This window comes from Oceaniferula marina, from assembly GCF_013391475.1.
GTDB lineage: Bacteria > Verrucomicrobiota > Verrucomicrobiia > Verrucomicrobiales > Akkermansiaceae > Oceaniferula > Oceaniferula marina.
The window spans coordinates 901,573-918,105 of the sequence record NZ_JACBAZ010000001.1 but is presented as its reverse complement, the minus strand read 5'-3'; the positions used below and the strand labels follow the sequence as shown (position 1 = coordinate 918,105).

Here is a 16,533-nt window from a genome sequence, read left to right as displayed (position 1 = left end):
GTGGTTGGTTAGATTTCCTGCATGAATTCGACGGGTGCTCCATCATCGAGGATGAAGGCGACGCGCAGTCCCTCCATGGGTTCGAATGGTTCGAGCAACGTTTGTTTGCCTTCCATGGCTTTTTCAAGGTCGTCCACCATATAGGCGACGTGTGCCGTGGTTTTTAAGATTTCCGGCATAGGGGAATCTTCTTCAAAGCGAAGCCATTCGATTTTGTATGGGTGGTTGGCAAAGTCGGTGATGTAGAGTTTTGCATCTTCGAGGTAGGTTTCGCCCTCACGCTCAAAGGTGGTAGGAATACCAACGTGATTGAATTCTTGCATAGTTATTGTTTGGTTTGTTTTTTGTTTCTTGTTGAGGCTGAGCACAGAGTTCTTCCCGTGTTGGGAGATGATTCTCTGTGTTCAGCCCAGAGTTTGATGGTGTTCTTGCTTAGAACTTTACGTTCGGATTGGTGAAACGCAGTCCTTCGTTGTCGTGGAAGGTGGCAAACTCGGTGACGACAGCTCCCTCAGGACCAGCCATGATGAAGTGTTTGGCTTCGGCTTTGTTGAGGTGATCGACTTCGCCTTCCTTGACGAGGATGGCGGAGTTTACTGTGGCGATGTCACGCTGGCTTTCAGGAATCACGCAGCCTTCGGGGAAACCTTTGGGCTCGTCCTGAACACTGAATGAGTAAACGGATCCGTGCCGGACCAGCCAGGACTCCCGTTTTGGTGGGCAGGTACTGCAAGCCACATGAGCGTGCTCAACAATCATTTGGCCGGGAAGCAGGAAGATTTCATGTCCAAGGTATCCTCCTTTTTCGTGATTTTCATTGGCCCAGAAGACGCCGCCCATACCGGCGGAGGCGAAATCGCCCAGTCCGAAATCAATGGCCCAGAGAAGGTCTCCTTTGTATTGCTCGAGGGTAGGGCAGCCTAAGCGTTTCATCATATCGAAATACGCTTGCTTGGCTTTGTCTGCGTCAAATTCTCCGTTGTTGTAGAAGTCGGAATTGGTCATGCTTGTGGTCTGGTTGCTGGTTGTAGATTCACTGGATTTACATCCGGTGACGATGGCTCCACCGGCAGCGCTCAGGGCGCTGGCGACAAAGGCTCTTCTGCTAATGGTTGTTTCCATATCGATGATAGGGTTGATGTCGTCGTTTTCTTACGACTTATGATACGCTCTGTAAAGTTGTAAATTTACATAAAAAACAAAAGTTGAAATATAGACAACTCTTGAGGGCTGATTTCCCCCTGTGTTTGATGGTGGCAGGATGCTGTGGCTCGATGAATGTTGCTGAAACCTAGGTTTCAAGCGCCTCAAATCCCATTCGGTGGGAGATTTTGTCGGCAAAGTGCCGCATGGTTTTTCCGAGCTTGCTGAAGTAGTCCGCGGGGATGCGATCGGAGGGGCCGGTGGTCCAGATAGCGGCGATGGGGTAGCCGTGTTGGTCGAAAACGGGTGCCGCCACACAGTGGGCACCGTGGATTTGTTCGGCCCGGTCGAGGGCGTAGCCTGACTGCTTGACGGACTCGAGTTCTTGGTTGAACGCTTTTTTTGAAGTGATGGTGTTTTCGTTATAGCGTTTGAATGATGCCTGCTGGATGATGGAGGATCGTTCGACGGCCGGCATATAGGCGAGGATGGCCTTGCACGGGGCTGCGCAATGGATGGGCATGCGGGCTCCGATATCGATGGTGAATTTAAACGGGTGGGAGCCGAGAACCTGCTCGATGACCACACCTTCGTTTTCGACCAAGGTGCCAATGAAGACGGACTCTTTGATTTCATCCCGGCACGACCGCATGATGTCGAGCGCGTGTTCGATGAAGCGGGCATCACCAAAACTCCGGCAGCCCATGAGGAGAAGTTTTTTGCTTAAGCGGAAGCGTTTGTTTTCATCGCGGATAAGAAAATGGTGGTTGAGCAAGGTCATCGTGATACGGAAGACGCTGTTTTTTGAAAAGCCGAGGTCTTCGGTGAGCTCGGAGGCGGTTCTCCCTAGAGGGTGGTCCAGCAGGTGTTCCATCATCACGAGGGCCCGTTCGAGATTGGGGACTTTATAGCGGCTGTCTTTGAATGTTTCTTGGGATGAACTCATGATGAATCGATGGAAGATCGGTTTGAAGTATAGATTTAGGCAAGCGGAGGGGGGCTGTCAACCGTGGTTCGTAGAGGATGGATACAGGGAGAGCAGACTAGCGACTATCAGCCTGTGTCGCTGACATGATTCACATGATTGAAGCGGATTTACAGGATTTTTTTAGAGGTGAGCGATAGGCTTTGGGCAAACCATGATCTTTGAAAATTAAAAAACCTGACAATTCTGTCAGCGCCGCAGGCATCACCGACAGAACCTCCCTGATGTAGGAGCCCTGGGGATGGATGTACCCGAGGTGAGTCTGTCACAGTTTTGAGTTCCGTTCGTTTGAACTTCATCGTAGTGATGGGTATGGCTGACAGCAACAAGGAGGAAAAGGGCACTCGCTCAGGAGTTTGGTTTTTGTGTTTGATTGGGGTCAGTTTGATGCTTGTCGGGGCGGTGTTTGGTTGGTTGATGTTCCGGAGTTACCAGCAGGCGAAACAAACTCGTGAGTGGCCGCAAGTGGAAGCCATGGTTTTGAGGGTAGAGACCGAGGAACGTCAGATTTCCGGCTCGCCAAGGGAGTACCGATTGAATCTGATGTATGGGTACGAGTTTGCTGGGCGGGATATGACGACCAATCGTTTTTCTCCGAGGGGATCGAAGTGGACGAAGGATGAGTCGCAGGTGAATCATTTGAAAGAGGCCTATCCAATGGGGTCGACCCATACGGTGTGGGTGGACCCTCTGCGTCCTGAGGCTGGGATTTTGCAACACGACACGAAGGCTGCAGGGTATACCCTTTGGTTTCCGGCTCTTTTTGTTCTGGGGGGAGGCGGGATGATTTGGGGTGCGTTGAGGAAGCGCCAGACTAGGGAGGAATGATCGAAATAGGCTGGGGTAAGCTTCAAACGTTGATCTATTCTCCGATGACCCTGGCTTTTGGCGGACGACGGAAAATCGGATCTTTTTTACCACGTTTTGGTGAGGTGAAAATAGTGGTTTTCCATTGGGGTTTGGAAATGTTGCCTGTTCCTGCGAACTGGAACATCCCCATCAACGGTTTCAATGGGAGAGAGATCAAGCTGAATAGACCGCGAGCGTTCATGCGCACCATCATGTCCATCTGTTTGTTGTTCAGGTCGATTTTGCCTTCTCCGGTGAAACGTAGCGAGCGGGTGTTGGCGAGAAAGTTGTCGGAGTAGACTACGCCGTTGCGCACGGCGAAGGTGCATGATGCGTTTTCAGCATGCTCATTGGTCGGGTTCTTATCTCCGAGAACGGAGCCGATGACGGGTGACAGGGGGCCGAGCATGGGGATGGAGAACAGGTTGCCTCGTTCAAGGGCGATGGACCCTTTGCCGTTGAAAAAGCCGACGTTTTTATGTTTCCCACTGAAATCGATTCTTCCAGTGATTAATCCACGTTCGGCATTTTTAAAATGGTAGAGCTGGCCGATATCTTTAAGGTGTAGGCGAGACCATTGGAGTTCTCCTGCATACTTCCGTTCAATGGTGTGGACCGTGAGTTTACCTTTGCAGGGGCCTTGGAAGGTATAGAAGGAAAGGTTGGATACATCGACTCTTCCCTGTCGGATTCGGACGTGGCCGCGAAGCCGTTTCAGCGACAAGGTTTCGCCGAGAAAGCGGTAATGAGTGGATCCGGGGGCATGGACGTCAATCTTGAAGTCGGTTCGTTTTTGGTTTTGATTCAGGTCGAATGAGCCAGAGGCGCTGAGACCGGGCGGGCGCAAAAACCGGTATTGTTCACAGTGGTCGGCTGCCTTGCTTGCAAATAGGCGAACGACCGGGGCCGGCCAAGCGGTGGTTCGTATGTTTTTGATGTGGACCATTCGCTCCTTGAGATCCATGACCACCTGGTCGCTGTCGACCCTGCCTGAGGAGGGACCCCCGTAGGTTTTACGCAGTGGGTAGTCTTGGTAGTCGAAGGTGAGTCGGATATTGGCGAAGGTGTTCTTGCCGGGAACGAAGGCAAAGTCCGCGACGGCGTCGCGCATGGGGACTTCCTTATAGGTGAAGTTTTGGAGTCGAACATGGCCGCTGCAGATCCGCTCTGCCGGTGTGTCTTTTGAATAAGATCCGGTGGTGGTGATTTCTATTTTCGACTGCTTTGTGAATGACGCCTTATTGAGCGCTTCGGTGATTTTAGGATTGGTAATGAAGGGTCGGTAAGCTTCCACAGGAAGGGTTGCCTGAGCGTCATAACGTATCAGGTTGTCCTTGAGTAGTAGCCTGCCGTGGATTTCACCATCGCTGTGGGTGACTTTCAGGTTGGTGAGAAAGAGGTTGCTTCCTTGCAGTGAAAGCTCGGATTCAAGGTTTTGATATGGGATCCCTTTGAAGTGGAAGTGATCGACGTTGATTTTTCCATTGAGTTGCAGTTGCGGGGTGAGTTCTGAATCCAGTCGGACTTCGCCGGAGCAAGTGATCTGTGGCGGCGTGGAAAAGGTGACTTCATGCAGTGGATTCAGTCCAAGCAGTTTGCGCGTTAGTTTTTGCAAGTGGAGCTTGCAATGGGTGACTTCAAAGCGTCCTTTGCGTGTATTGGGATGGAAATCAGCTCTTGCGATGAGTTTTCCGGATCCATCGTCTAATTGAATCTGATCGAGGGTGATGAGTTTATTGTGGTAGTCGCCTCTGACCCGGACATCGCTGAGAATCACACCGTCTCGTTCCAGCGAGCTGGCACTTAGTTCGAAGTCGATGTGGGATGAATCTGGGTTGTCGAGATTGCCTTCGACGTAGATTTTGAGTTTAGGTGGTTTATTCTCAGGCCAGCTCCAGCGGCTGATTTCCTGGATGATTTTGGCGATTACTTTGATGCGGTTGATCCGTGTTTCTTGATGGTGTGAGGTCTGAACGTGTTCCTTGCTGAGGTTTTTTCCCCAGATGTTGGCTTTAAGTTCCAGATGGATGCCCGCCACCATACCTTTGACGTTTTGAGCTTCGATGGTGTTTTTATCCGGCAGGTAGAGGTCCCCTTGAAGTTTGTTGATCACCACTCTCGGGCCGTCCGGTTCATTGGGGTTAATAGGCATGGAAACCTCGGCCCGTTTCAACGAGACATTATTGACCCTCAGTTTGCCTCGCATGAGCTTGGTTTTATCGACATCAATCACGAGGTGCTTGAGTCGGGCTACGGTTTCTTTTCGGCTTGAGTCGGCGTAGATGCGGACTCCTTCGGCGACCATGCCACGAGTCGGGTCATAGCGTAAGCTGTCGAAGTCGGCGATGATGCCGAGGTTTTCGAGCTCGATGGCAATTTTGTGGCGCCACTGGTCGTTTACCCCGGTTTGATTCAGGGTGTAGATACCTCCAATGACGATGCCCAGCAGCAACCCGACCGCAATCAGGATGATCAGGCGGAGGTGCTTGAAGAGTCGCTTGAAGAGCATGATAACGACAATAGGTCAGAATGGGCTGAGAGGAAAATGGAAAGACAGCGTGTTTGGCCGGGCGTTTGGCAGAGCTTGTGGCTGAAGCATCTTGGCTGACGGCTGTGGCTGATCTCGTGTGGGAGAGATGGCCCATTTGATGCGTTTGCAGGCCCGATGAGGGAGCGTTCCAGAATTCTAATCCTCTGGTCTAATCCTCCGGTGAGCCGCCGTCGATGATTTCATTCGCCTCGATGGCTGCGATTCGTTGTCGCTCTTCTTCGTGGGAGTGGATTTGCAGGCTGGCCTGGATGCCGTCTTTGGCGGCTGCGGCTTTCATGACATTGCGGATGGCGCTGGCGGTAAAACCATTGCGGCCGATCAGCATGGCGACATCGGATTGGGCCACGATGAGTCTGAAACTGATGTGGTTTTCATCGACTTCTGCAACGCGTAGTTGAGCCTGATCCGGGTGTTGGATGAACTGGAGGGTAATGAATTGAAGGAATTCCTTGATCTTGTCCGTTGTCTCACGCATGCGGATAGATTGAAATCTGAATGAAGAAATGTCGAGTCAAAGTGATCTGGATGGCATGAATCGTGTTGAATTAATCTTGGCAAGGTTCTTTGCTTGGCTAGGATTTGCGCAGAAAGCAAAGGCTGCCGTGAGTTGCGGCATGGAGCCGTGTATTCCGCTAGTCAGGCATTTGAGGCCGGCCTTTGCCTCTTCTACAACGAACCCATAAAAACAAGACATTATGAGCTTATCAAACCTCGCAATTGCAAAGACAGATGATTTGCCGATTCGGCATGAAGGTAGCGTTCACAGCGGTAAAGTGCGTTCCGTGTACTGGCTGACGGCCGAAGATAGTGCCCGGATTATTGAAGAGCAGGGATATGATGTGTCCCCCGGGACGGAATTGGCTGTGATGGTCATCAGCGACCGGATATCGGCCTACGAGATTATCTGGCAGGGTGAAGATGGTTTGATGGGAGTTCCCGGGAAAGGTGCTTCTCTCAATGCAACGGCATTGCATTGGTTCAAAGAATTTGAAAAAGCCGGTTTGGCTGGCAATCACGTTCTGGCATCTCCCCACCCGTTGGTGTGGATTGTCCAGAAGGCTAAACCTGTGATGGTGGAGGGGATTGCCCGTCAGTATATCACAGGAAGTATGTGGCGTGGATATGAACGTGGGGAGCGTGATATTTGCGGTATTCCACTGCCTGAGGGATTGACGAACGGAGGGAAGCTGGATGAATTGCTCATTACTCCTTCGACCAAAGGTATTTTGCAGGGGATTCCCGGCGTGCCGGAAAAAGACGATGTTAATGTGACTCGTCAGCAGATTCTGGACAACTACGAAGCCTTTGCCTTCCATTCCCCCGAGGATGTCGATCATTATGAAAAGCTGTTAGCCGAAGGCTTCAAGATTATTTCAGATCAGGCGGATCAGGCCGATCAGTTGCTGGTCGATACCAAATTTGAGTTTGGATATATTCCGAATGCATCCGGAGACGGTTACTCGATGATTTACATCGACGAAGTGGGAACGTTGGATTCCTCGCGCTACTGGGACAAGCCGGCTTATGCCGATGGCAAGATTGTTGAAAACTCCAAGGAGATGTTCCGCAAGTTCTTGTGCGACAGCGTGCCGGAAGCGGACGTTTTGCTTAACAAGGAGCGGATGGATGAGCGTGAGGTGCTAGGCACCAGCTTCAAAGTGCCTACCGAGGCGTTGATGGCAACGAGTGAGCTTTACAAGAGCACTGCCGAGCAGTTGACGGGAACGGCCGTTCCTGCGATTGAGAATGCCCGTCAGGAAATCCTCGATGCCCTCTCAGCCTACGGCATTGTCGAGTAATACCATTTGATCAGTTAAATTGGCCGAATGGCACTGAAGGTTTTCGATTTTAACTAGGCGCAAGGAAGGCGCATAGCGGGCTATGCAACCGACGCGCAACAACGGTAAAATCTAAAAGATTCAGCGCCCCCTTGCCATTCAGCTTGCTGACTGAATCATCATCTCAAACTCAAACCATTCTGCAAATTTAACTGGGAGAATGGTATAATCAAGCTTCTCGATAGAAGAATCAGGTGGCAGCTTCGTTGATGCGGGGCTGCCATTTTTTGTGGTGGGGACGCGCTTAGTAGCGGGAAAAATTGACGACAGCCTGATCGATGAATTGCAGGATTTCCTTGCGGCCCGTGCCCGTTTTTGCAGAGCAGGTGTAAATTCGGGGAAGGCCGTCACAAAACTCCGACATCGCCTTTTTGAAGTAATCGATGTGTTTTTGCACAATCGTAGGTTTGACTTTGTCGGTCTTGGTGAAGACCAGAACAAACGGGATCTGGTATTCGATGAGCCATGCCGTGAATTCGAGATCGAGTTTTTGGGCTTCGTGTCTGCAATCAATCAGGACAAAGACGCAGCTTAGGTTGTCCCGCTTGACCAGATAATCCGAGACCATGACATTGAATTTGTTCCTGGTTTGGCCTGATGCTTTTGCATAGCCATAGCCCGGGAGGTCGACGAGGTCCCATTTCTGATTGATTCTAAAGAAGTTGATCAGGCGGGTTTTGCCAGGTTTGGCTGAAACCATGGCTAGGTTGTGCTTATTGGTCAGCGTATTGATCAGTGAAGACTTGCCGACGTTCGATCGACCAATAAAAGCAAATTCGGGGAGGTCGGATTCCGGGCATGAGTCGAGATCCGGGGCGCTGATTTCAAACTGGGCGGAATGGATTTGCATGGTTTGGGTTGGTGCTCAGTGAACGGAAATTCAGGAATTGAGTTCGGGAATTGAGTGTTATTGGTCTGCTGCGTCTTCGATCACCACCAGCCCTCGTTTGGTCAGACGGGTCAGCATCGCTGCTTTTTTTTCTTCCGGTTGCCAGCCAAGGTCTCTTCCTTGTTCAATGATGTCTTCGACCATGGAGTCCCGGAACACACGGGGGCATTGGGTAATGAGCATCTGGCCCTGGGGGTGCTCACAGAGTTCGACCCTGACTTCGACGCCCCGTTCCGTACTGCGTTTGATCCAGCGGTACTGGATGTCGTAGAAGCAAATGACTTGGCTGGTTTTTAATGGGATGGCCATATGAAGATGGTATAAGGTGATGTCCGATGAAACTAGTGCCGACCGAGTAGGAACACAATACGCAACTCTGGGAAAGCTTGTTCACACCCGAGATAGCGGGCGGGGGGCAGAAACGGGGGGCAGAAACGGGGGGCGGAAAAGAACGGGTAAAGCAAAACACGGGTACAGAAAAAACCGTAGGCTCAGGGGGGCTTTGCCTACGGTTTTTCTGCGACTTCAATACCAACACGCTTATCTGATTGGCATTGAGTTCTGCAATTCACCCTTACATGAATAAGAACGACGCGTCTTGCACGCTGTCCTCACTGTCATAGACCCCTGAGTGTGGGAAATGTTCATAAAAAATGCTAAATAAATGGAAAAATTATAATTGTTTTGCTTTTCAGTTTTATGCAGGTGTTTTGATGATTTGGTTATATTAAAATTACAGCTATGAACACAAAAATGCCCCTATCCCATACGGGGAGGGGCAATGAGGTATTAAAAATGTGAGCGTTTAGCGCAGGGGGCTTACAAAATGGCTCCGGGTTGGTAAGATGCTGCTTCAGGATACTGTTCAGAAATTTTTTGAACTTTATCGGTGAAATGGCTTACCTGAGGTTGTGCGGTGCCGGTATTTTCGCGTCCTTCACTGAGTAATCGTTCAAGTTCTTCGTGGCCGAGCGGGATTTCCTGGTCGTCGGCAAGCCGTTCAAGCAGGTTGTTTTCCTTGATCCGTCCAGAACGCAGATCATTGACGGTAGCGACAGCATGTTGTTTGATCACGCGGTGGGCCGTTTCCCGGCCCACGCCGGCTTTGACTGCTTCCATCATGATGGTGGTGGTCATCAGGAATGGCAGGTAGTGGTTGTTTTCAGCTTCGATAACAGCGGGGTAGGCATCCATTTGGCCGAGCACGGTCATGAATGTTTCGAACATCCCGTCGAGAGCGAAGAAGGCGTCCGGCAGCATCAGTCGGCGGACGACGGAGCAGGAGACATCACCTTCGTTCCACTGGTCTCCTGCGAGGCCTCCAGCCATGGTGACGTGTCCCTTGAGGATGACATGGAAGCCATTGACTCGCTCACAGGAGCGTGAGTTCATTTTGTGGGGCATGGCGCTGGAGCCTGTTTGGCCTTTGGCGAAGCCTTCGCTGGCGGTTTCATGGCCGGCCATCAAGCGTAGGGTTCGGCAGAAGGAAGAAGGGCCGGAGGCAATGTCAGCGAGAATAGAAACGGTGCGCATGTCCAGCGAGCGGGGGTAGACCTGCCCCACATTGGTGAAGACGACCGGAATGCCCAAGTGTGCGCAGACTTTGGCTTCGAGTTGGGAGGCTTTGGCCGCGTCTCCGTCAAACAGTGAGAGTTGGTCCATCTGGGTGCCAACCGCTCCTTTGAGTCCTCGGACCGGGTAGGTCGCAATCAGGTGTTCGAGCATGTCCAGCGCACTGAGGAGCTCCTCACCACTCATGGCAATCCGCTTACCGAAAGTGGTGGGTTGGGCTGCCACGTTGTGGGTTCGGGCGGTGATCATGAGATCTTGCCATTGAGCTGCCCGTTGTTTCATCTGATTGAGGGTCGCTACGGTTTTGTCACGGATGACCAGGAGCGAACGGTAGACCTGGAGTTGTTCCACATTTTCGGTGAGGTCACGCGAGGTCATTCCCTTGTGAATGTGTTCGTGGCCAGCCAGGTCACAGAACTCTTCAATACGGGCTTTTACATCGTGCCGGGTGATCCGTTCACGTTCCATGATGGCGTCTAAGTCCACTTGGTTTTTGACGGATTCATAGGCAGCAATGGCTTCGGCTGGGATGTCGAGACCGAGTTCTTTCTGCGCTTTCATGACCGCAATCCAGAACTCTCGTTCGAGGATGATGCGGCCTTCTGCGGACCAGATTTTTGAGATGGCGGGAGAGGCGTAACGTTCTGCTAGGATGTTAGGAATCATGATGAAAGATAAAAGGTTGGGGGTGGTTAGGCTGTGGCTTGGATGATGGATTTGACCAGTGGTGGTCCGTGGTAAATGAATCCAGAGTAGATTTGGACGAGTTTGGCTCCGGCTTTGAGTTTGTCTTGAGCGTGTTCGGCATTCATAATACCTCCGACTCCGATGATTGGGATTTGATCACCCAGATGGGAGTGAAAGGCGGCGATGACTTCCGTGGAGTGGTCGGTGAGTGGGGCCCCGGAGAGTCCTCCCGGCTGGTCTGCAAAATCACAGCCCTCAACCTTGCTTCGGTCCAGCGTGGTGTTGGTTGCGATCAGACAATCGAGTCCGCCATCGAGAAAGACCTTGGCAAGGTCAGCAATGTTATCGTTTTCAAGATCTGGCGCAACCTTGAGCGCGATCGGAACCCTCCGACCTCGATCGGTTGTTAGTTTTTCCTGCTCTTGCTTTAAGGCCTCGATCAGTCTGGCTGTTTCTTCCGCGGCTTGCAGATCCCGGAGGCCGGGAGTGTTTGGAGATGAAATGTTGACGGTGACGTAGTCGGCAACGTCCCAAGCTCCTCGCAGGCAGGCGAGGTAGTCATCGGTCGCTTGCTCATTTGGCGTTATTTTATTTTTGCCGATATTGAAGCCAACGATACCGCCGGACTTCCGGAAATTTTTCGAGGCAGCAACGTTGTTAGCTCCTTCTTCAATGCCGACGTTGTTGAAGCCCATTCGGTTGATGATGGCTTCTTCGCTGATGATGCGGAATAATCGGGGCAGGTCGTTTCCTGGTTGCGGGCGCGGGGTGATGGTTCCTATTTCGATATGTCCGAACCCGAGACGTCCAAGAGCATCGATGCAGTTGCCTTGTTTATCGAGTCCAGCGGCCAGGCCGATGGCATTCGGGAAGGTGAGTCCCATGCATTCGACGGGCTTGGAGCTGGGGATACGCCCTGCGACACATTTCAGCAGACCGAATTGTTCCATGCTCCGCATGTAGCGCATGGTGAAGTGATGGACATCCTCGGCGTCGAAGCGGAACAGAATATTGCGGATGAAGTGGTATTGACTACTTGTCATAAAGATCAGAAGTGGCAGGACTCATGGCTCGAGCCCTATGGAGGATGGTCGGTGAGAGTGAGTGGATTAGTAGAGCGCTGTCCTTGGTGCAGGGGTGTTTGCTGAAGGGTCGGAGCCCCTTGGGTTTTCTTCTTTGGGAATCCGTTCGAAGTCTCCTTTTTCGCAGCAGCGGACAAAACCTTCGGCATAGCTTTTCAAAGAATCCCAGCTGTGCCGAATGTCTTCAGCTTCGTCCGGGGTGATGGAGTTGTCTAATGCCGCTTGGGAAATCCGGTGTAAGAGCGCGGAAAACTGGCCGACAATTTCGTGGGTGGCTGGAAGCACCTTGTAGTCTTCTTCGCTAGGGGGTTGAGGGTTGTTGACAAAGTAACCGTCACATTGTTCGCAGAGCCATTCGATAATGGCTTGGTGCCGGGTGTTGTCATAGATCTCGATAATCCGATCCAAGGGGTTGCGGCTCCCTGATCCCAGCTCCGATTGATCTTGTGCCCACTTATAGACAAGCGAGAGGGAGACCCCCAGTTCTGAAGCAATGGATTTAGGGCTGCTTTGTTCAAATGCCTCCTTGAGAACCTCGTGAGATTTCATGCAGGGAATCTAGGCAGTTTTGTCACAAGTGGCAAGCTTGCTATACGCTTATGGGTGATCTATTCTTGGCTTGTAGCTCCGATGGAACGGGTAAAAAGAAACGGCATGGCTGCTCGTTTGTAAGGAGCGAAAATTATTTTAAGAAAAATGAATGAATCCATTGCCTCAGTGGTCAAACAAGCGTATGATGCCGCCATTCCGGCGCTCGCCCCTCGTTTCAAGGAGCTACGGGTGAGTCGGCTGTTCATGGAAATACCCTTTAGATTGATGTCTTTTGGGTGCCTCCTGCGAACGGCATACTGGGAGACCTTGCTCATGCCTGAAACCCGATTCGGGTATGCACTTACCTAACACCTCTTTTTTGATTTTTATTTCGTGTCCCCTGAAACAACCAAGCCCGTAGAAGCTTACAAAGCGATGCTCTTACTTGCCTCGGCGGTGGTCGTCGTGAGCGGTCTTCATCTGGCGCGTAATTTTTTCATTCCGGTTTCGTTGGCCTTTTTTTTAGCCGCAGTGAGCTTTCCTATTATGAACTGGCTGCGTGAGCACAAGGTTCCCCGCATATTTGCGGTGCTGATTACAGTCTTGGTCGTGTTTGCTTTTCTGACCGGTTTTATCATAGGCGCGGCCATGCTGATCAATGACCTGTCTGAAGGGGATCGACTGGAGACTTACGGGCGGAAGCTCTATGGGGTGGCTCTGGATACCGGAGCCAAGCTTGAAGAATGGCAGGTGGAAAATGCGCAGGAGGAGATCAAGAAGTTCCTGACTGCGGATAAAATTGTCGACTTTTTTAAAGGCAACATCACCTCATTGCTTGCTCGGGTGTTCGATACCTTCCAGGTGTCGTTTATTGTGCTCATCCTTTTGGTCTTTATGCTCGGGGAGGCTCGGATTTTCAGCCGTCGTTTTGAAGCCATTGTTGAAGCTCGTGGTCCGAATTTGCAGCGTATGCTCAGCGCTACCCGCGATATCCAGAAGTATCTGGGGATCAAAACGCTGATCAGTATCGCTACCGGAGTGTTGGCGGGCTTGTTGTGTTGGGCCGCCGAGTTGGACTTTCCATTACTCTGGGGCTTGCTCGCTTTTGCCTTGAACTACATTCCCGCTGTCGGCTCGATTATTGCCGGAGTGCCGCCGATGCTGCTGGCGTTGTTGACCCACGATGTGCGTCATGCGATAGCGGTGGCGTGTGGCTACCTGGTGATTAATGGTTTTCTCGGCAACTTTATGGAGCCGGCATTGCTGGGTCGGCGCTTTGGTCTGTCGACGGTGGTGATTGTGATATCCGTTCTGTTTTGGGGTTTTCTCTGGGGGCCAGTCGGTATGTTGTTGGCGGTGCCTTTGACCATGATGATCAAGGTGGCGTTGGATAATACCTATGAGTTACGCTGGCTTGGTGTTGCCATCAGTCAGGGGAAAAAGGACACGGAGGAGCAGGAACGGCGAATCATCAAGGAGTCAGCAAAGCAGAAAGAGGCGTCAGTGGATAAGGTCCAGGTTGACAAAGTGGATGGCGCGGAGGTCGTTCCCGCTACTGGAGAGGGAAGCTAGAGCGCTTTTTTCTGAACTGAAGGTTGCGCCCGTATGGCGTCCCATTCGAGATGATCAGCGTTTGCGGCGTAGAAGGATGCCAAAGATACCGAGGCTTCCGAGCACGGCGGAAGAGGGTTCCGGAATGACGGTGATGGTGCCAGTTCCTGTAAAATTGCCACCAAATCCGAGCGCAGAGAGTGCCGCGGAGTCGTAAGTGTCTGCTGCGAGACTGTTGCCATTGATGCTGAAATCCCCGATTATAGAATCAGAATCCGCAAGGTCGAGCGTTCCCGCTTGCATGTTGAGGCTAGCGGCATGGTTGACCCATGCGTTGGTGAGCTGCAGGATGGATGTCGACGTTGTGAGCGTGACGCCTTGAAGACTGTCCAAGCTGGTCGTGGCTCCTGCCACCAACGCGCTCCGGGTATTGAGAGTCAGGCTTCCAGAGCCAAGGGCATTCGCTGAATTGGCATAGAGGTAGCCGTATCCGGAGTCGATTGAGTTGATACTCCAATTTCCGGAATAGCCGAGATTGGCCGAAGTGATATTGAGGTTCATTTTATCATCACTTCCGTTACCTCCGTTGGATACAAAGTTCAGATTGCCGCTTCCGGTGATGTTACCCTGAAGGCTAACGTTCATGACGAATTGTTCTCCTCCGTCACCGATGCGAATTTGGCTGTCGGTGGACACATTGAAGCCACTGACCAGATTCATGGTTCTTGCGTATTGGTTGGATGAACGAAAATCGAGGCGGCCTCCGTTTAATGCCAAATTGTTGACTGTAATGTTGGAGGCACTCGAGCTTGGTGCATTTCCCGTGAACCGGAGGTATCCGGAATTGATGGTGACGCTGTCTCCCGCGAGTGAATAGGTTCCGTTTGCTGCGTGTTCCACATTATGCTGGATGATGTAGTCTTCTCCATTTGTAGGTGGGTTGCCACCATCCCACGTGCTCCCATCAGTGTAGTTGCCATTGCTTGTCGAAGTGATGGCTGCTTGCGCCGTGGTCAAAGCGGCAAGAGAAAAAGCGTGAATGATAAATTGTTTCATGTTGTGTGGGCTGGTTAATCATTAGCGAGGATTGATGGATGAATGGGGAGAGCCACCAGAGCATCAGTCTATTCAGATTCAGATTATTAGCGTTGGTGTCTAGGAGCGACCGTTTTATTTTCTGAAGCATCGTTTATTGTTGTTTTCATGGTTGGGGAGCGGGGCTAATACCAACTCAACATTGGTGTTAGCAACGGGGGAGTAACAATGGCACAAAAAAGCCCCCCGGCATGCATGATGCGGAGGGCTTGGATTGTGATCGGGGAGTCTTCCCTTAGAGCCTTACGGTAGCTGGGTGCTGCCCATCAGGAAGCGGTCGCATTCGCGTGCGGCACCGCGGCCTTCGTTGATTGCCCAGACGACCAGTGACTGTCCCCGGCGCATGTCACCGGCAGCGAACACACCTTCTACATTCGTGGTGTAGACCTCGTGCTCGGCCTTGACGTTGCTACGCGCATCGGTTTCGAGTTTGAACTGGTTGATGATCTTTTGTTCGGGGCCGACAAAGCCCATGGCCAGAAGGATAAGCTGGGCGTCGATGGTCCGCAGCGTGCCCTCTGTTTCCTCGGGGACGAAGCGGCCTTGCTCATCTTTGCCCCAAGTAATGTCGACCACCTGAAGGCCTTTGACCTTCCCTTCCTCGTCTTTGAGGATGGCTTTGGTCATGACCAAGTACTTCCGGGGGTCGGCACCTTGCACGGCTTCAGCTTCTTGTTGACCGTAGTCCATTTTATAGACTTTGGGCCATTCGGGCCATGGGTTGTTGGCTGCCCGCTCCATTGGTGGTTGGGGCATGATTTCCAGCTGGCAAACGCTGTTGCAGCCTTGGCGAAGGCTGGTGCCTACACAGTCGGTTCCGGTGTCACCTCCACCAATGACCACGACGTCTTTGCCGGTGGCGTTGAGTTCGGGATTGGTTCCGTCGAAGTGATGGTCGAGTTGATGACGGGTGTTGGCAGTCAGGAAATCCATGGCCATGTGAACGCCTTTAGCCTTACGACCTTTGATTTCCAGATCGCGAGGTTTGGTCGCTCCACAGCAGAGGATCACAGCATCAAATTCTTTGCGCAGACGGCTCGGTGTCCATTCATTGTTTTTGGCCACAAAGACATTGCACTTGAAATCAATTCCTTCGGCTTTCATCAGCTCAATCCGGCGATCAACGACCTCTTGCTTATCGAGCTTCATGTTGGGAATTCCATACATGAGCAAACCTCCAGGGCGGTCTTCCCGCTCGAAAACGGTGACGGTGTGTCCAGCCTGGTTGAGCTGGTCGGCTGCAGCCAGTCCGGCTGGGCCTGAGCCGACAACCGCGACGGTTTTGCCGGTGCGTTCAGCAGGTGGTTTAGGTGTCATCCGTCCATCTTCCCATCCTCTGTCGGAGATAGTGCATTCGACATTTTTAATGGTGACCGGTGGCTCGATTGAGCCCAGGACACATCCTCCTTCGCAGGGGGCGGGGCAAACGCGGCCCGTAAAATCGGGAAAGTTGTTAGTTTTGAGCAGGCGCTCGAGGGCTTCGTCCCAGCGTCCTCGGTAAACGAGATCGTTGAATTCCGGGATCAGGTTATTGATTGGGCAGCCGCTGGACATGCCACCGAACATCAGTCCGGTATGGCAGTAAGGGGTGCCGCAGTCCATGCATCGGGATGCCTGGGTTTTGACGGCGTCGTCTGAGCGGAGATCGTGGATCTCCTTCCAGTCCTTGATGCGCTCAAGAGGTGGGCGATCCGGGATAGTGGCTCGTTCGTGTTCTAAGAATCCGGTTGGTTTTCCCATGGTGATAAAAGTTGGTTAGT

16 protein-coding genes are annotated in these 16,533 nt (G+C 52.0%); 4 read left to right on the top strand and 12 right to left on the bottom strand.

The window, feature by feature from the left end; genetic code table 11:
• Window positions 1–8: 8 nt before the first annotated feature.
• The 3 genes from HW115_RS03685 to HW115_RS03675 form a co-directional block, all read right to left on the bottom strand.
• Window positions 9–323: a VOC family protein gene (locus HW115_RS03685; RefSeq protein ID WP_178931210.1), complete on the bottom strand. Its 315-nt coding sequence runs from the start codon at window positions 321–323 to the stop codon at window positions 9–11.
• A gap of 109 nt (window positions 324–432) precedes the next feature.
• A complete protein-coding gene (locus HW115_RS03680) occupies window positions 433–1,122 on the bottom strand; it encodes a cupin domain-containing protein (protein ID WP_178931209.1) in 690 nt (229 codons plus the stop codon).
• Window positions 1,123–1,291: 169 nt separating this feature from the next.
• A complete protein-coding gene (locus HW115_RS03675) occupies window positions 1,292–2,089 on the bottom strand; it encodes an IclR family transcriptional regulator (RefSeq protein ID WP_178931208.1) in 798 nt (265 codons plus the stop codon).
• 351 nt (window positions 2,090–2,440) lie between these two features.
• On the opposite strand from HW115_RS03675, the gene HW115_RS03670 reads away from it, so the two are divergent.
• The gene (locus tag HW115_RS03670) at window positions 2,441–2,956 is read left to right on the top strand and encodes a DUF3592 domain-containing protein (RefSeq protein ID WP_178931207.1); all 516 of its coding nucleotides are present in this window, start codon (window positions 2,441–2,443) and stop codon (window positions 2,954–2,956) included.
• A 34-nt stretch (window positions 2,957–2,990) separates the two neighbouring features.
• On the opposite strand, the gene HW115_RS03665 is transcribed toward HW115_RS03670, so the two are convergent.
• Both HW115_RS03665 and HW115_RS03660 read right to left on the bottom strand, forming a co-directional pair.
• Complete coding sequence (locus tag HW115_RS03665) at window positions 2,991–5,486, bottom strand: AsmA-like C-terminal region-containing protein (RefSeq protein WP_178931206.1); 2,496 nt, start codon at window positions 5,484–5,486, stop codon at window positions 2,991–2,993.
• Between the two features lie 190 nt (window positions 5,487–5,676).
• On the bottom strand, window positions 5,677–6,003 hold the full coding sequence (locus HW115_RS03660; RefSeq protein WP_178931205.1) for a KH domain-containing protein: 327 nt from the start codon (window positions 6,001–6,003) through the stop codon (window positions 5,677–5,679).
• Between the two features lie 220 nt (window positions 6,004–6,223).
• Between HW115_RS03660 and purC the strand changes: the two genes are divergently transcribed.
• Window positions 6,224–7,327: a phosphoribosylaminoimidazolesuccinocarboxamide synthase gene (gene purC / locus HW115_RS03655; protein WP_178931204.1), complete on the top strand. Its 1,104-nt coding sequence runs from the start codon at window positions 6,224–6,226 to the stop codon at window positions 7,325–7,327.
• A 283-nt stretch (window positions 7,328–7,610) separates the two neighbouring features.
• Here the strand turns inward: purC and yihA are convergent, their stop codons facing one another.
• The 5 genes from yihA to HW115_RS03630 form a co-directional block, all read right to left on the bottom strand.
• On the bottom strand, window positions 7,611–8,216 hold the full coding sequence (yihA, locus tag HW115_RS03650) for a ribosome biogenesis GTP-binding protein YihA/YsxC (protein ID WP_178931203.1): 606 nt from the start codon (window positions 8,214–8,216) through the stop codon (window positions 7,611–7,613).
• A 57-nt stretch (window positions 8,217–8,273) separates the two neighbouring features.
• Complete coding sequence (locus HW115_RS03645; RefSeq protein ID WP_178931202.1) at window positions 8,274–8,564, bottom strand: hypothetical protein; 291 nt, start codon at window positions 8,562–8,564, stop codon at window positions 8,274–8,276.
• Window positions 8,565–9,074: 510 nt separating this feature from the next.
• Window positions 9,075–10,493 carry an adenylosuccinate lyase gene (purB, locus tag HW115_RS03640; protein WP_178931201.1) on the bottom strand — a complete coding sequence of 473 codons (1,419 nt, stop codon included), beginning with the start codon at window positions 10,491–10,493 and terminating at the stop codon, window positions 9,075–9,077.
• 26 nt (window positions 10,494–10,519) lie between these two features.
• The gene (locus HW115_RS03635; RefSeq protein ID WP_178931200.1) at window positions 10,520–11,557 is read right to left on the bottom strand and encodes a quinone-dependent dihydroorotate dehydrogenase; all 1,038 of its coding nucleotides are present in this window, start codon (window positions 11,555–11,557) and stop codon (window positions 10,520–10,522) included.
• A gap of 66 nt (window positions 11,558–11,623) precedes the next feature.
• Complete coding sequence (locus HW115_RS03630) at window positions 11,624–12,145, bottom strand: phage regulatory CII family protein (protein ID WP_178931199.1); 522 nt, start codon at window positions 12,143–12,145, stop codon at window positions 11,624–11,626.
• Window positions 12,146–12,292: 147 nt separating this feature from the next.
• Here HW115_RS03630 and HW115_RS03625 point away from each other — a divergent pair, with 147 nt between their 5' ends.
• Together HW115_RS03625 and HW115_RS03620 are read left to right on the top strand one after the other, a co-directional pair.
• Entirely contained in the window at window positions 12,293–12,496 is a 204-nt protein-coding gene (locus HW115_RS03625; RefSeq protein ID WP_178931198.1) for a hypothetical protein, read from the top strand.
• A gap of 24 nt (window positions 12,497–12,520) precedes the next feature.
• Window positions 12,521–13,699 (top strand): AI-2E family transporter, encoded by a 1,179-nt coding sequence (locus HW115_RS03620; protein WP_178931197.1) that lies wholly within the window; start codon window positions 12,521–12,523, stop codon window positions 13,697–13,699.
• Window positions 13,700–13,753: 54 nt separating this feature from the next.
• Here the strand turns inward: HW115_RS03620 and HW115_RS03615 are convergent, their stop codons facing one another.
• Together HW115_RS03615 and HW115_RS03610 are read right to left on the bottom strand one after the other, a co-directional pair.
• Complete coding sequence (locus HW115_RS03615) at window positions 13,754–14,734, bottom strand: PEP-CTERM sorting domain-containing protein (protein ID WP_178931196.1); 981 nt, start codon at window positions 14,732–14,734, stop codon at window positions 13,754–13,756.
• 282 nt (window positions 14,735–15,016) lie between these two features.
• Window positions 15,017–16,513 (bottom strand): glutamate synthase subunit beta, encoded by a 1,497-nt coding sequence (locus tag HW115_RS03610; protein WP_178931195.1) that lies wholly within the window; start codon window positions 16,511–16,513, stop codon window positions 15,017–15,019.
• Between the last annotated feature and the right edge of the window lie 20 nt (window positions 16,514–16,533).

Coding starts and splice junctions, on each gene's coding strand:
- HW115_RS03635 (WP_178931200.1), bottom strand. CDS start 11,557: ATGACAAGTAGTCAATACCACTTCATCCGCAATATTCTGTTCCGCTTC.
- HW115_RS03685 (WP_178931210.1), bottom strand. CDS start 323: ATGCAAGAATTCAATCACGTTGGTATTCCTACCACCTTTGAGCGTGAG.
- HW115_RS03665 (WP_178931206.1), bottom strand. CDS start 5,486: ATGCTCTTCAAGCGACTCTTCAAGCACCTCCGCCTGATCATCCTGATT.
- purC (WP_178931204.1), top strand. CDS start 6,224: ATGAGCTTATCAAACCTCGCAATTGCAAAGACAGATGATTTGCCGATT.
- purB (WP_178931201.1), bottom strand. CDS start 10,493: ATGATTCCTAACATCCTAGCAGAACGTTACGCCTCTCCCGCCATCTCA.
- HW115_RS03670 (WP_178931207.1), top strand. CDS start 2,441: ATGGCTGACAGCAACAAGGAGGAAAAGGGCACTCGCTCAGGAGTTTGG.
- HW115_RS03630 (WP_178931199.1), bottom strand. CDS start 12,145: ATGAAATCTCACGAGGTTCTCAAGGAGGCATTTGAACAAAGCAGCCCT.
- HW115_RS03675 (WP_178931208.1), bottom strand. CDS start 2,089: ATGAGTTCATCCCAAGAAACATTCAAAGACAGCCGCTATAAAGTCCCC.
- HW115_RS03645 (WP_178931202.1), bottom strand. CDS start 8,564: ATGGCCATCCCATTAAAAACCAGCCAAGTCATTTGCTTCTACGACATC.
- HW115_RS03625 (WP_178931198.1), top strand. CDS start 12,293: ATGAATGAATCCATTGCCTCAGTGGTCAAACAAGCGTATGATGCCGCC.
- yihA (WP_178931203.1), bottom strand. CDS start 8,216: ATGCAAATCCATTCCGCCCAGTTTGAAATCAGCGCCCCGGATCTCGAC.
- HW115_RS03610 (WP_178931195.1), bottom strand. CDS start 16,513: ATGGGAAAACCAACCGGATTCTTAGAACACGAACGAGCCACTATCCCG.
- HW115_RS03660 (WP_178931205.1), bottom strand. CDS start 6,003: ATGCGTGAGACAACGGACAAGATCAAGGAATTCCTTCAATTCATTACC.
- HW115_RS03615 (WP_178931196.1), bottom strand. CDS start 14,734: ATGAAACAATTTATCATTCACGCTTTTTCTCTTGCCGCTTTGACCACG.
- HW115_RS03680 (WP_178931209.1), bottom strand. CDS start 1,122: ATGGAAACAACCATTAGCAGAAGAGCCTTTGTCGCCAGCGCCCTGAGC.